This window comes from Burkholderia seminalis, assembly GCF_001718535.1.
Lineage (GTDB): Bacteria > Pseudomonadota > Gammaproteobacteria > Burkholderiales > Burkholderiaceae > Burkholderia > Burkholderia seminalis.
The window spans coordinates 414894-429741 of the sequence record NZ_CP013399.1 but is presented as its reverse complement, the minus strand read 5'-3'; the positions used below and the strand labels follow the sequence as shown (position 1 = coordinate 429741).

Genomic DNA, 14848 nt, shown 5'->3' with positions numbered 1-14848 from the left:
AACGGGCATCCGGACCGGCGTCTTCCAATCCGGGGCAGGTCAGTAACTCTTATTATGAGAGTTACTGACCTGCCCGACAAGTGCTTTTCGGTTCCCGGAAGCAGGGCGAGGCCGTGGTGCCCGCGGGATCGTTCTGTCGAGGCGTTGTTACTCTTATAATGAGACTTACCCGACGACGATCGTCGGACTATTTGGGATACAGCGCATGCGCTCGAAGGGTTTCGATGGAATGGTGTGCCCGATCGCCGGAGCGATGGCGGTGATCGGCGACCGATGGGCTTTGCTGATCCTGCGCGATCTCGTCCTTGGCCTCAGCCGATATGACGAGTTTCGCCAGTCGTCGGGCATCACCAATGCGACACTCAGCGATCGGCTCAAGCATCTGGAGGCCAACGGCCTCGTCGAGCGCAAGCGCTATCAGGTCAACCCGGATCGCTTTGAATATCTGTTGACCCGGAAAGGTTGGCAGATCGCTCGAGTCATGCCGGTGCTCGCCGAGATAGGAGATAGCCTGGGGGTTTCCGGAGCGTCGGCGCCGCCGATGAAGTTCGTGAACCGGAAGACCGGCGCCGAGATACGGTTGGGCTTTATCGATCAAAACACGGGCGAGGAGGTCGGCACCGCTGATCTGATCATCGAGGAAGGCCCCGGGGCGGACGATTTGCTGCGTTGGCGCTTGGCGCAAGGTGCGCGCCGCCGCCAGCGGGCATGATGAAGACCAACCCGATCTCTCGCGATACACGCCGGCTCCGTTGGTGGGTCGGTGCGTAAGTGCACCGAGCCCGCGCCGGTTCGAGACTAGCCGGCTCAAAGGAGCTGCACCCTGGGAACTGGCCTTTACGAATGCGCGGGTTCGAATGGCAACTGAGGGGCGATCTGCGCTCGGCGCGCGTCTCGGGGCGGCGGCCGGCCGCGTTCGGCCAAGGGCGGACGTTGAAAGGTAAATCTGGCGCCGAAGTCCAGATCGTTTCTGATTGCGTGTAGGCCAGTAGATCGTCGACAATCTTCGCGCGTATTGAATCGAAGTCTTTAAACTGACGCACGGGAAGCTGCCATGAGAGATCGGAGAAACTCGTTCATTCTGTCGGCGATCGATCCTGATCTTCGGTACCCGTGCCTTCAGATCCGATTCGAAATCGACGATGTTGCGGCGCTGCGGCAGCTGGTCGACCCGGACGCCCCGGAGGATGCCGCGCTTGACGATTGGTATCTTCTGTCGCCGATACAGGTCGCCGACGTTTGCGAATTCTTCGCGATCGACTTTGAACACAGTTCACGCGAAACCATCCTCACGAAGTATGTAGAAGCCCGTGTTCCCGTACCGTACCTCGTCCATACCGGTTACGAACTGGCTTTGATGGTGCAAGGGCGTAAACCATTCGGGTTCATCGATTTCGACAGCGAATGCCGGCCGTCGGTCGAACTGAAGGCTCGCTTTGACGAGTATGTGGCTCAAGGTGTCTTGCATTCGCAGGAAATCATCGTTGACGCACCGGTGCGTCAAGGCCGTCCAGCACGTCGAATCGGGCAAGTCCTATATACGCTCAAAGGCGAGGAGTGGCGCATCCCGGCTCTGGAGTTTTTCCGCCAGAATCTCAACCGACAAGGCGACGGCTGCGAAAACATGGAGCGACTGGAGGGTGCGTTGCTTGGTTACGAGCCATGGCAAAACGACTGGTGGATCGACTATCTCGCGCGCAGCGGTAGCAGTCTTTACGGCGCGTCTAGTATCGTTAAGGTGAATCGGGCGCAATTCGACTGGCTCGTTCACGCGGGTTTCCGAGCGCTACCGCCATTCGATGGACAGACGTTCACCCTCTATTCGTCACCCTGGTTCGGGGAAGATGAAATGAAAGCGGCTATGCGGGACGATCCAACGATCGAGGCGTTCGTTCAGTTCAACAGTGGGCGGGCTCACATTTTGCACGCAGCCGATTTTCGGACCGCTGGCCCTTATGAGATTCCGGCAACATTGATTCCGACGATAAACCATCACCTCATGCGCGCGGTAAGGGTCTTGATCCGTCGAAGTGATTGCCTCGAACCTTCTTCGTAAGGACGAGGCCGGCCACAAAGAGACCTTCGACCGTATTGCTTGGATCGTCGACAATTGCATATATTTGAGGCAACGGAACAGGACCATTTATGAGAACGGCCGTGTGGATTCTGCTCGCGCTAGCCATGGTCTCATGGGGGGATGCGTGACAGATCTAACCGATACCGCCCACTTTGGGAGGATCGGAACATTGTTCGCGTCGACGGCCGGCTTGGTGGCAACGCTTTCGAGTTATTTTACGGAAGACGAAGTCGGTACTCGTGGTGGCGGGACCATATACAAAGCCGAGTCGCCTATCAAGTTTTTCTCCGCTTACGCGCTGGTCGGGGTGCTTCTCACTGTCGTCGTACTGATAAGTATCTTTGGCTGTCTGGGCCGATTCGGCCAGTGACGGCAGCGGATTCAACCGGTCGATGCACATCGCGGACCGGATCGTCGACAATCGCTCGTCACCCGAGAATACGAACTATGCGTTTTCGCTCACTGTTTCGCTCACCCGGATCGACGCAAACGGAGCGGCAGCCAACCGGATCTATTCATAGAACTATCGATTGCAAGCTGGTTGACCATCCAGAATTCGAGATTCGGGTCTTTAATCGAGCGATTCCCGCACCGGACATCAGTTGGCTATTAGGCTACTTTGAGCGAAAAGTCGCGGACGGCGAGCGCTTTCATGCCGGTGAGACTGTACAGATCGGGTGGATGCTGACGAAGCTAGAGGCCACAGCGGACGGCCTTCTGCGCGTCACCGAACCTGATATGAAGGCAATCCCAATCAAGTTCATCGACTCGGTCGACAACACATTGAAGTACTTGCGCAATCAGAAAGACATGGTGGAGAGTATCGTACCCCCTCTAGGGTCAGACTTCCCGTCGCTGCAGCAGAGTGCGGTTGTACACGCCGAATACAAGCGCGCCAGTCACCTGCTTCTGACGCGCAATCCCGCTCACGGAGCGGACTCCGGATGGTCGCTAACAGATCCGCGCGATGAAGGCGGTTCATCGATCCTCAGGATCTCGCTTTATCAATTGGGCGTCGACAGGCCCGACCTGATCAAATTCTTTGCCTTGCCGCCTGGCCTACAGATTCTCCTCGATGGTCTGCAGATACACGTGACCGGACCCGACGGCGAAATTCAACCGGTACCAGGCTCGTATCTTGAAGCGTTGAAACAGTGCGGCACCCAATCTTTCCCCGAGTGACCGCTTAGAAGTGCTATGCCCGCTTGGGGTCGGCTACAGCCAAGCCCGTTGGGTTGCAGTCGGCCAAGAGCCGACCTTCGCCAACGGCCGCCTTGCGGTTGGAAAATCACAAGGACAATTACGACCTCATCACTATGACACCCGATCAGATTAACGCCGTCTACCAGAATCTCTGCCAGAGGACGCCGAATCCTGCAGAACTTAAGCGGCGACTGGACAGCGTGGTAAACAATTTCACTGCTGTCGACGCTGTCCTCTACTTGCCGATGTATTCGATGGGAATGGGCCAAGCCGGCATAACTCGGCGCATTGACGCGCTCCGAGCGCTGCCATTCACGATAGAAGATGCCGTCAGTGGTAGACAGACGGTTGCCGACATTGAGCAGCTCGCCGTTGTCGGCGGAAATGAATTCGGGATGCGCAGGCGCGTCGACGAACTCTTCATGCGGGCGAAAGAGATTTCCACCTATGGAACGGATCGGCTCGCGACGGTTCTTCAACCGAAGAAGAATTGGTCACTCGACGATATCGTAGATCCGTTCACGGTCCTCTATACCTTTACAGGTGTCGCAGACAAGGCGGCGCTTCATATCCTGATGGACCTGGGATGGGGAGTGGTAAAACCGGATCGGCATATTTGTCGGTTCGTCAGCAGGCTAGGTGGCCAATGGAAACGATACTTTCCTGACGGCGCTACGGATGATCTCCGCCCAGCGCTCACGCTTCCGTTCGTGAGAGCATGGCAGGACGCTTGTGCACTCTTCTCTTCGAGTGCGCTGGCGCCACCGCCATCGCGCAACGGTGTGATGTTCCCAGGTGTCTCTGAGCTCAGCTCTCGCCAAGTCGATCGCTTGGTTATGTGGTACGCGCAGGACCGAGCGAGGGAGGAGCACGGGTGGCGCCCAAAGCCTGTTTGCGGCAAACAACCGGACTGCCAAAGTTGTTCGGTTCAGGATTGTGACGCGTGGGAGCGAGACTCGGCATGACACAACACCCGACGTACGGAAGTGACATCAGCCGATAGTTTTCGGGAGTCTGCTTTTCGGCTTCGAATCCTGACCGCGGCAGTGCCGGATTGGGATGTGCTCGGATCAAATACATGCCTAGATTGAGCGACCGGCTTGGAGCAAAGTGGCTGACCGCTCGGGTCGCAAAGAGTCCTTCGCGTTGCCCCAAAACCGTCATTCGCGGTCGCGTGCCAGTCCTGACACTGAGTAAATGCGCCAGCGAGATAGGGAGCTTGATCACTACAGTGTGACTGTGTTCTCAAGCTCGGCGCTATCGGTCCATACTCGTTCAAATGCAGACAATTCCCTCTCGGTCGATGGGGTCACATGCTCGCTGCGGCTGCGATTGGCGAGCATTTTCCGTTCGCGATGTAGTATCGCAGTCGCTCCCAAGCGTCCAGGTAGCGATGCCACGGGATGGCGGCCAACTGTTCGTCATGGATGACGAGGATCTGCTCGACGATCGCCAGTTCGTGATCGAGCAGCAGGCAGCGCTCCCCTCGATCCACACGCGTGACGCATGCATTGAGCGCTGCTTCCGCGCGCCGGTACAGATCAAGGTCCGTGCCAGTCGAGGTCGCATCCCGCAGATAGAACGCGAGGTACACCACGCGAACCAGGCAAATGACCTGGTCGAGGTCCCCGCGCCCACCCCGCACGGTGGCCAGGGCGAGGTGGTTCTCCAATGACAGCGCATGGATCTTTTCCGTTGGCAACGGCAGAAACATTTTTCTCGTTAGGTGCGATCGACCGACTCGTCGCATTGATCGTCTCTTGTTTTCCAATTTGCTCGCTCGTGACTGAATCGTGTCTCTCGTCATGCCAGATCGAGGCGGTCTGATCGCACACTAGGAATCCGTACACCTATCCGTTCGACATGCAGCGATGCCCCGTGAAAATCAACGATGCCCGATCACCCGCTCGGCGGCCGGCTGCCGAGACCGGCCCGGTAAACGGGCCGTGGAATCGAGGCAGGATCGAGGCGTGCGGGCGAATCGGATGGGTCATTGTCGAAGCAAACGACCCATCGACCGTTCGTATGATTATCGTTGCGCCATCGCGCTCGTCTCCGACCAGCCGCCGCCCACCACCTTGTACAGCGTGATGAGGTTCGACTGCTTGGCGAGCATGTCCGTGATCAGTTGCTGTTGCGCAGTGTAGAGCGTGCGCTGCGCGTCGAGCAAGGTCAGGAAGCTGTCGGTGCCGCTGCGGTAGCGTGCCTGCGCGAGGTCGTAGTACTGCTGCGCGGCGTTCACGTAGTCGCGGTCCGCAGCCACCTGCGTGACGTACGTCGTGCGTCCCGCGAGTGCATTCGACACTTCCTTGAACGCCGTCTGGATGGCCTTTTCATAGTTGGCGATGTCGATATCCTTCTCGACCTTCGCTACGTCGAGCGTGGCGCGGTTGTAGCCGAAGTCGAAGATGGGCACCGAAATGGACGGCGCAAATGTCCACGCACCCGTGCCCGCCTTGAAGAGGTTCGAGAGGCTGCTGCTCGTGGTGCCCGCGGAAGCCGTCAGCTCGATCTTCGGAAAGAACGCGGCGCGCGCCGCGCCGATGTTGGCGTTGGCGGCCTTCAGCGTGTGCTCGGCTTCGACGATATCGGGGCGGCGCGTGAGCAGATCCGACGGCACGCCTTCGCCGATGTCCGCGAACATGTTCTCGCTTTCCATCAGCGCACCGCTTTGCGGCAGATCGGTGGGCAGCGGCGCGCCGATTTCGGCCACCAGGTTGTTGCGGTCCTGCGCCACCGCACGCGTGTACGAGGCCAGGCTCGAGCGCGCGCTGGCCAGCGAGTTTTCGGCCTGGCGCACGTCCTGCAGCGACGCGCTGCCGATCTTCATCATGCGCACCGTGAGGTCGTAGGTGTGCTGGTCCGCATCCACGGTGTTCTGCGTGACCTGCAGCGTAGCTTCGTCGGAGAGCAACTGCAGATAGTCGGTAGCGACCGTCGCGATCAGGCTGAGCTGCGTGCTCGTGCGCGCCGCGTCCGTGGCGAGGTATTGCTCCAGCGCCTGGCGCTTGAGGCTGCGCAGGCGGCCGAAGAAGTCGATTTCCCACGACGTGAGCCCCACGTTCGCACTGCTCGAACTGGATGAGCTCGTGGAGCCTTCCACGCGTTCGCGCGTGACCGAGCCGGATGCGCTGATGGCGGGCCCGATGTTGGCGCGCGCGATGCGGTACTGCGCTTCGTACTGCGCCACGTTGAGCGCGGCCACTCGCATGTCGCGGTTGTTCGCGAGTGCGACTTCGATCAGCTTTTGCAGGCGCGGGTCTCTGAAGAAGTCGCGCCAGCCGAGGTCGGCACCCAGCGGTGCCTCAGCGGTGGGCTGTGCCGCTTTCGGTTGCGTCGGCACGGGGACGGTGGACCAGGCACTGTCGACGGGCGCGGCCGGGCGCCGGTACGTCGGGTCGAGCGTGCAGCCTGCCAGTGCGACCGCGCAAAGAAGGGCGATCAGTGTGCGTTTCATGCGTTGCCCTCGTTGATGTCGGCGGAGTCCGTGGCGTGACCGTGTTCCTTGAACAGTCTGCGCACCACGACGAAGAAGACCGGTACGAAGAAGATCGCAAGCACCGTGGCCGCGATCATGCCCCCCGTCACACCCGTGCCGATGGCATGGCGTGCGCCGGCGCCGGCACCCGTACTGATGACGAGCGGCAGGACGCCGAACACGAACGCGAGCGAAGTCATGAGAATGGGGCGCAGCCGCATGTGGGCGGCTTCGAGTACGGCGTCCACGAGGCGGTGCCCCTGCGCTTGCAGATCCTTCGCGAACTCGACGATCAAAATGGCGTTCTTCGTGGAAAGCCCGATGGTGGCCAGCAGCCCCACCTTGAAGTAGATGTCGTTCGAAAGTCCGCGCCCGTGAGCGGCAAGTAACGCGCCCAGCACGCCGAGCGGCACGACGAGCAGCACCGCGAGCGGAATCGACCAGCTTTCGTAGAGTCCCGCGAGGCACAGGAACACGACGACGAGCGAGATCGCATAGAGCGTCGTGGCCTGGGAGCCGGCCTGCTTCTCCTGGTAGGACTGTCCGGTCCATTCCAGAGCGAAGCCGGGCGGCAGTTTGTGCGCGAGCTGCTCGACCGCGTTCATGGCCTCGCCGGTGCTCACGCCGGGCCGCGTGGCAGCCGAAATGCCCGTGGCGAGCTGCCGGTTGTAGCGCTCGATCTGCGGCGGCCCGAACGTCCAGTGACTCTTGGCGAACGACGAGAAGGGCACCATCGTCGAGTCGTAGCCTGTCGTGCTCGTGGCGGTGCTCGAAGACGATAAGGATGACGAACCCGACGAACTGCTGCTTGCCTTCACATACCAGTCGCCAAGGTCGGCAGGCATCATGCGATACGGCGCGTCCGACTGCACGTAGACTTTCTGCACGCGCCCCGTGTCGATGTAGTTGTTCACGTAGGACGAACCGAACGCGGTCTGCAGCGTGTCGTTGACGTCGGAGATGGAAAGCCCCAGCGCGTTGGCTTTTTCGCGGTCGATGTCCACCTGCAACTGCGGCGTGTCTTCGAGACCGGACGGGCGCACCATGGCAAGCGTCGGTTCCTTCGACGCCATGCCGAGAAACTGGTTGCGCACCGCGAGCAGCTTGTCGTGTCCTGCGCCGCCGCGGTCTTCGATCTCGAAGTCGAGGCCGCTTTGCGTACCCAGTTCCTGAATGGCGGGCGGATTCAGCACGAAGATGCGCGCGTCGCGATTGCCGGCGAAATGCTGGTTGGCGCGCGCGATGATGGCCGACGCGCTGTCGCGCGAACCGCGCAGGCTCCAGTCCTTGAGCGTTACGAACGCGATGGCGTTGTTCTGCCCTTGACCGTTGAAGCTGAAGCCGTTGATGGCGATGACCTGCTTGACGCCCGGCTCGTCTTTCAGCACGTACTGTTCCACCGTCTCCACCGTCTTCAGCGTGCGCGAGGCCGGCGTGCCCGCGGGCGCGCTGATCGACACGATGAAGTAGCCCTGGTCTTCGTCAGGCAGGAACGAGGAGGGCAGCGTGACGTAGAGCAGCGCCACGACGCCGGCGATCACGCCGTAGAGGAGCATGTAACGCGCGGGCCGCGCGACCACGCGTGCGAGCGAGGAACTGTAGCCCGCATTGCTCCTCGCGAACCACCGGTTGAACCAGCCGAAGAAGCCGCGCTTTTCGTGGTGCTCCACGTCGGCGCGCTTGAGCAGCGTGGCGCACAGCGCCGGCGTGAGCGTGAGCGCAAGCATGACCGACAGCAGCATCGCCGAGACGATGGTGATGGAGAACTGCCGGTAGATCGCGCCCGTGGAGCCCGCGAAGAACGCCATTGGAATGAAGACGGCGGTGAGCACGGTGGTCACGCCGACCAGCGCGCCGGTAATCTGCCCCATTGCCTTGTGCGTGGCTTCCTTCGGGCCGAGTTTCTCCTCGCTCATGATGCGCTCGACGTTTTCCACCACCACGATGGCGTCGTCCACGAGCAGGCCGATGGCGAGCACCATCGCGAACATCGAGAGCACGTTGATCGAAAAACCGATCATCGACATCACGCCGAACGTGCCGAGCAGCGCAACGGGCACCACGATGGTCGGAATCAGCGTGGCGCGTACGTTCTGCAGGAACAGGTACATCACGAGGAAAACCAGTACGACTGCTTCGAGCAGCGTCTTCACGACCTCTTCGATCGAGATGCGCACGAACGGCGTGGTGTCGTACGGGTAACTGATCGCTACGTCCTGCGGCAATTGCAGCTGGATTTCGGCGAGCTTCGCGCGCACCGCGTTGGCTGCGTCCAGCGCGTTGGCGCCGGTGGCGAGCTTGATGGCGAGTGCGGATGCCGGTTTGCCGTTCAGACGCGACGAGGTGTCGTAGCTGTCGCCGCCCACCTCCACGCGCGCCACGTCCTTCAGCAGCACGCGCGAGCCGTCGCTGTTCACACGCAGCAGGATGTTGGCGAACTGGTCGGCGGTCGTAAGCAGACTCGACGAGCGGATGGTTGCGTTGATGGCCTGCGAGTCCGTTGCCGGCGAGCCGCCTACCTGTCCCGTGGAAAGCTCGACGTTCTGGTTCGTGATAGCCGTGGTCACGTCGGAGGGCGTGAGTCCGAAGCTGTGGAGCTTCACCGGGTTGAGCCAGATGCGCATGGCGTGCTGCGCGCCGAACAGCGTCACGTCGCCCACGCCGTTCAACTGCGCGAGCGGATCTTCGATCCGGGTCGCGATGATGTTGCCGAGATCCACCGAATTCCAGGTGCGGCCCGGCGACGAGAGCGCGACGATCATGAGGAAGCTCGTCGACGCCTTCGCCACCTGCACGCCTTGCTCCTGCACCGTTTCGGGCAAGGTCGGCGTGGCCTGCGTCACCTTGTTTTGAACCTGCACCTGCGCGATGTCGGGATTCGTGCCGGGATTGAACGTCAGCGTGATGGTGGCCTGCCCGGCGGAACTGCTCGTGGACGACATGTACAGCACGTTGTCGATGCCGCTCAACTTCTGCTCGATCACCTGGGTCACGGTTGCGGCGACGGTGTCGGCGGAGGCGCCGGGGTAGGTGGCCGTCACCTGCACCGAGGGCGGCGCGATGGTGGGGTACTGCGCGACGGGAAGACTCGTGACCGCCGCCGCACCCACCAGCATGATGACGATGGCCATGACCCACGCGAGAATGGGACGCTTGATGAAGAACTCTGCCATGCCGTTCTCCGCCTAGCGTTGTGCCGACACGGACGAGGCCGTGTCTGTCGCGGGTGCCGCGTTCGCCTGCGTCTGCGGCGTATCGGCCGCCACCTTGACCGGCGCGCCCGCATGCACGCTCTGCAGGCCGCTCACGATCACGCGGTCGCCGGTGTGCAGACCCGACGTCACGATCCATTGGTCGCGGAATGCGTTGTCGGCCACCACCTGCACCTGCTGCGCGTTGCCGGTCGCGTCCGCCACGTAGACGCTCGCCTTGCCGTCCGATGTGCGCGTCACGGCCATCTGCGGCACGAGTATCGCGTTGTCGTTTTCGCCTTCTTCCAGACGGGCGCGGACGAACATGCCGGGCAGCAATTCGCGTTCGGGGTTCGGGAACGTGCTGCGCAGCGTGACCGAGCCCGTCGTGGCGTCCACGGTCACGCCGGAGAACTGCAGCGCGCCGGGGTGGGCGTACTCGGTGCCGTCTTCCATTACGAGCGTGACGGCGGCGCTGTCGCTGCCCGTTTTCTTCAGGCGCCCCGAAGCGAAGGCCTTGCGCAGCTTCAGCCATTCCGTGCTGGGGCGCGTGACGTCGAGGTACATCTGGTCGAACGCCTGGATGGTGGCAAGCGCAGTGGTCTGGTCGGAGGTGACGAGCGCACCCTCGGTCACGCTCGATGCACCGATGCGCCCGGAAATTGGGGCGCGCACACGCGTGTATTCGAGGTTGACGCGCGCAGATTCGAGCGACGCCTCGTCGGCCGTGACGTCGGCTGCGTCTTCGCGAACGGCGGCGACGGCATCGTCGTAATCCTGCTTGCTCACGGCGTTGATCTTCACGAGTTCCGTGTAGCGATCCGCTTTCGTTTTCGCCGAGGCCAGCGTGGCGCGCGCTTTTTCGAGCGTGCCGCGGGCCTGGTCGTAGGTCGCCTGGTAGGTGGCCGGGTCGATCTGGTAGAGCACCTGACCCGCCTTCACGTCGCTGCCTTCCACGAACAGCCGCTTCAAGACGATGCCGCCCACCTGCGGGCGGACGTCGGAAACCTTCAGCGAGGAAAGGCGGCCGGAGAGTTCGGTGGTTTCGACGATGCGCTGCGGCGCGAGCGTGAGTACGCCGACCGCGGCGGTTTGTGCGGCAAAGCCGGAGGCCGCGCCTGTCGGCTTGTTGCAGCCCGCGGTGCCGAGTATGGCGAATATCGAGAGCGCGGAAAATAAGCGCCGCGGCCTGCACATCGTGCGGTGGTGCGCGTGGTTAGAGAGGATTGACGTCTTCATCTTTGACCTGTTTGGACATCGCGATGCGGGAACGGGATGGCACCGAGCGCTTCAATGGCAGCTCAGCGGAACCGGTGCTGGGCAAGGCGTAACGCTACCGACGTCGCCTATTTCCGTGCTTACGGAAACTTACTGTCCGGTGACCCGAGAAGACAGACGAAAGAGACGGGGATGCTTGCTGCGTACGAAACGAAACACCAGGCGGTGCGGCACATACATCTGGCGAGCGCCAATACTCAGTAATATTTCGAAAGCCAGTCGAGCCTTCTCCGGGCTACCATCAATCCGTTCTCATACCACCCGAATACCCGAAGTGCACGCACCCCCCTTTCCCGATTCCACGCTGCAGGTCCTGCTCGTTGATGACGACGCCGAGCTGCGCGACCTGCTGCGCAAGTTCTTCCAGCAACGCGGCAGCGCGTTCTCCGTCTTGCACGACGCCACCAATCTGGCGCGGCGGCTCGAACGCGAGCGGCCGTCCATCATCGTGATGGACCTCATGATGCCGGGCGTGGATGGCCTCACCGCGCTCAAGCAATTGCGCGCGCGCGGCGACACGATTCCCGTCATCATGCTGACCGCGCGCGCCGAAGGCGTGGAACGCGTGCTGGGGCTCGAACTGGGTGCGGACGACTATCTGGGCAAGCCGTTCATGCCGCAGGAACTGCTCGCGCGCATCCACGCGGTGCTGCGCCGCCAAGGCCAGCCGCCAACCACGGTAGTGCAGGAGAAGCGCGCCCCGTGCCGGTTCGGCCGTTTCGAACTGGATTTCTCGACGCGCACGCTGCTGAGGGAAGGCATACCCGTGAAGCTCACGGGCGGCGAGTACGCGCTGCTCGAGGTGCTGGCCTCGCACCCCATGGAGACGCTTTCGCGTGCGCGGCTCATCGAGCTGCTCCACGGTCCGGATGCCGAGGTGACGGAGCGCGGCATCGACGTGCCGGTATGGCGCCTGCGTCGCCTGATCGAGGACGATCCGTCCAATCCCCGGCGGTTGCAAACCATGCGCGGCGTCGGCTACATGTTCATTCCCGACATCCCGGCCGATGAAGAATCCATTTGATTCGATGTTCGGCCGGCTCGTCATCACGACGGTGGGCCTGCTCGTGCTGGTTCACCTCACGTCGCTGCTGCTGATCGACCGAACCCGCGCGAGCCTCACCGCTTTCCATATTTCGCGCGTCATGGAGGCAGCCGCCCGCATGGGCGATCACGATGGCGGCAGCGAACGGTCTGTGGCGAACATTCTCGGTATTTCGTTCGTGGACCTGAAGCAACTGCCGGCCGCCGAAGCGCAGCGCTTTCGCATCGACACGCTCGGGCCCATCGAACGGCAGCTGCGGCACGTGCTGCCGTCGGGCATCCACGTGGCGATGGATAGCGACGGCACGCTGCGCGTGCTCCCCGCAGGCAGCACGCGTGGCATCGTGCTCCCGCGGGCCGAGGTGCCACTGAGTCGTTTCACCGGGGTGCTGGCGTTGACGCTGGTGTTCGCTATCGTGGTTGCCGTCGTGCTTGCGTGGCACCTGAACCGCCCCATCCGCGATCTTGCCGCAGCCGCGCGTGAGCATCGCACTGGCCATCATCTGAACCGCGTGCGCACACGCGGGCCGCGCGAACTGCGCGAGCTGATTGGCGACTTCAACGACATGACGCGCGAGCTGGCCGAGGCAGAGCGCGAGCGCGCCGTGATGCTCGCGAGTATCGCGCACGACCTGCGGACACCGATCACACGCATGCAGGTGCGGGCAGACCTGCTGACCGACCGTAGCGATCGCGAGGGCTTTCTGCGCGATACCGAATCCATGTCGCGTGTCATCACGCAGTTTCTCGACTTTGCGCACGAGAGCCCCGAAGGGTCGCCGCAAATCAGCGTGGACACGCATTGCCGTCGCGATTACACCGACGCACCGAGTCCGGGCGGCGAAGCGCATACCGATGCACTTGTCACGCTCGATCTGCACGCGGGGCTCGACTTCATGCTGCCCATGGTCGATATCGACCGCATTCTCTCCAACCTTGTCGAGAATGCGCTGACCTACGGCGAGCCGCCCGTGGAGATCGCCACGCGAGCGCATGACGAGCACTACGAACTCGTGGTGCGAGATCACGGGGCCGGCGTGTCCGAGCCTGACCTGGACCGCGTGCTGCGTCCGTTTGTCCGGCTCGATCCCGCGCGCGGCGGCACCGCGCACAGCGGATTGGGCCTCGCCATCGTCCGCCGCCTCGTTCGCCATCACGGCGGCACGCTGCAGATTTCCAACGCGGCCGACGGCGGCCTTGTCATAGCGATGAGGTTTCCGAAGCACAGCGTCGCGCGATGAAGCGCTGCATGCGCTGTCGCCGCTCGTCCGGGTGGCAGCGGTGTCTAGTCGAGCTTCCATGCGCCCACCACTTCGGCAAGCGTGCGGGCGCCTTCGTTGAGGTCCTCGGTGGTGTGTTCACCAGGTGTTGGCGGAAGGGAGGAACGGCAACCCGACATCGATGACTCCGTTCACGATATGTTTCCCCTTCATCATCGCTTCCAGTGTTCGATACCGATGACTGTGCAGATCGTGCAGCGTGAGTGCACGTCGAAGTGATCGAGACCCTTTTCGACGTGACAGGATACGGGCGCTTCATGGCTGTTCAGCAGGGCGGCCAGACGGCGATTCGACCGGACGACGCGAGTCGAATCGAATTCCCCATTGCTCGGTGCGAATGACACAACTCGTCTACGTCCGCATTAAATTTGTCCACTCACGCAGTGGACCAAGCGTTCCGGCAGTACCCCCTGATTTCTAGACCGATTCCCGGCGTACCGGGCGGCCGGCCGGGCGAAGCACCGAGTTCAGACAGTACGCTTTCGACCTCAAGCTCAGTCAAGCTTCAATCACTGCATGAATCTGGCCGATGCTGTTGAAAGCCAATTATTTTGGCATCTGATACATTCCGTTGGCATCCATTTCGGGGGCACGTCATGAAACTTCGGACCGTGTATTTGAAGGTGAGTGATATGGAGACGTCCACTTCTTTCTGGGAGCGACTTCTCGGATATGAACCGCTGAAGCGGTCCGGCAAGTGGACTGAATTCTTGATCGGAACAAACAGACTGGGCCTTTTGTTAAACGATTTTGGAGACGAGATAAAAGGTAGCAGCTCCGTCCCGGTCTTTGAGTTCGAAGAAAGTGCACTTCACGAATTCGTGAAACGGGCAACAGAAAACGGCGCCGCCATCGTGATGGACGGATTGAAGATCGCGTCCATGAAAAGCATTGTATTGAGCAGCCCCGACGGACACGAGTTCGAGCTTTGCATGTGCCGCAACTAACCACGGGCTTTGCAGTTCGTCGTATGTCCCGCGAACGACCGCTTGGCGGCGACGAAGGGCCGTTGCAGGAGCCGCGACGAATGTCGCCCGGGTCGCAAAGCATCCTTCGCGCGACCACACAACGGCCGCTCGACATCATGTGCCGCTGATTGTCGATGCCACATAACGGAAGGATAACGAAGTAATGCCGCTTATTTTCAGGCGTATCGACTCGAACTTCAATCACGGTAGCGCCCCGCATGCCGTGCATGCCAGGCTCAGCTCGCATACACGGCCAGGGTCCAGTCCAGCCGTGGCTCGAGATTCAGTGAACCCGCGCTCCGAGAGAGCCCAGGAGCATCGACCCGCCG

At 61.7% G+C, this 14848-nt stretch carries 11 protein-coding genes; 7 read left to right on the top strand and 4 right to left on the bottom strand.

Annotation, left to right across the window (positions count from 1 at the left end):
* Nucleotides 1-205: 205 nt before the first annotated feature.
* The 4 genes from WJ12_RS17765 (at nt 206) to WJ12_RS17745 (ending at nt 4245) form a co-directional block, all read left to right on the top strand.
* Nucleotides 206-712: a winged helix-turn-helix transcriptional regulator gene (locus WJ12_RS17765; protein WP_034190431.1), complete on the top strand. Its 507-nt coding sequence runs from the start codon at nt 206-208 to the stop codon at nt 710-712.
* 342 nt (nt 713-1054) lie between these two features.
* A complete protein-coding gene (locus tag WJ12_RS36770; RefSeq protein ID WP_226104038.1) occupies nt 1055-2056 on the top strand; it encodes a hypothetical protein in 1002 nt (333 codons plus the stop codon).
* Nucleotides 2057-2524: 468 nt separating this feature from the next.
* A complete protein-coding gene (locus WJ12_RS17750; RefSeq protein WP_059562147.1) occupies nt 2525-3259 on the top strand; it encodes an immunity protein Imm33 domain-containing protein in 735 nt (244 codons plus the stop codon).
* A 98-nt stretch (nt 3260-3357) separates the two neighbouring features.
* A complete protein-coding gene (locus WJ12_RS17745; protein ID WP_156810498.1) occupies nt 3358-4245 on the top strand; it encodes a hypothetical protein in 888 nt (295 codons plus the stop codon).
* A gap of 344 nt (nt 4246-4589) precedes the next feature.
* Here the strand turns inward: WJ12_RS17745 and WJ12_RS17740 are convergent, their stop codons facing one another.
* The 4 genes from WJ12_RS17740 to WJ12_RS17725 all read right to left on the bottom strand — a co-directional run bounded on the left by WJ12_RS17740 (nt 4590) and on the right by WJ12_RS17725 (nt 11188).
* Entirely contained in the window at nt 4590-4994 is a 405-nt protein-coding gene (locus tag WJ12_RS17740) for a hypothetical protein (protein WP_049036671.1), read from the bottom strand.
* Nucleotides 4995-5309: 315 nt separating this feature from the next.
* On the bottom strand, nt 5310-6737 hold the full coding sequence (locus WJ12_RS17735) for an efflux transporter outer membrane subunit (protein WP_059562142.1): 1428 nt from the start codon (nt 6735-6737) through the stop codon (nt 5310-5312).
* The gene (locus tag WJ12_RS17730; protein WP_059562138.1) at nt 6734-9931 is read right to left on the bottom strand and encodes an efflux RND transporter permease subunit; all 3198 of its coding nucleotides are present in this window, start codon (nt 9929-9931) and stop codon (nt 6734-6736) included. The genes WJ12_RS17735 and WJ12_RS17730 overlap by 4 nt, the downstream gene beginning before the upstream one ends.
* 12 nt (nt 9932-9943) lie before the next feature.
* Entirely contained in the window at nt 9944-11188 is a 1245-nt protein-coding gene (locus WJ12_RS17725; protein ID WP_059562135.1) for an efflux RND transporter periplasmic adaptor subunit, read from the bottom strand.
* Between the two features lie 313 nt (nt 11189-11501).
* Between WJ12_RS17725 and WJ12_RS17720 the strand changes: the two genes are divergently transcribed.
* The 3 genes from WJ12_RS17720 to WJ12_RS17710 all read left to right on the top strand — a co-directional run bounded on the left by WJ12_RS17720 (nt 11502) and on the right by WJ12_RS17710 (nt 14498).
* On the top strand, nt 11502-12251 hold the full coding sequence (locus tag WJ12_RS17720; RefSeq protein WP_176730085.1) for a response regulator: 750 nt from the start codon (nt 11502-11504) through the stop codon (nt 12249-12251).
* Nucleotides 12235-13512, top strand: a complete 1278-nt coding sequence (locus WJ12_RS17715) for an ATP-binding protein (RefSeq protein WP_059562132.1) — start codon at nt 12235-12237, stop codon at nt 13510-13512. The genes WJ12_RS17720 and WJ12_RS17715 overlap by 17 nt, the downstream gene beginning before the upstream one ends.
* 671 nt (nt 13513-14183) lie before the next feature.
* The gene (locus WJ12_RS17710; RefSeq protein WP_231750658.1) at nt 14184-14498 is read left to right on the top strand and encodes a VOC family protein; all 315 of its coding nucleotides are present in this window, start codon (nt 14184-14186) and stop codon (nt 14496-14498) included.
* Nucleotides 14499-14848: the final 350 nt, after the last annotated feature.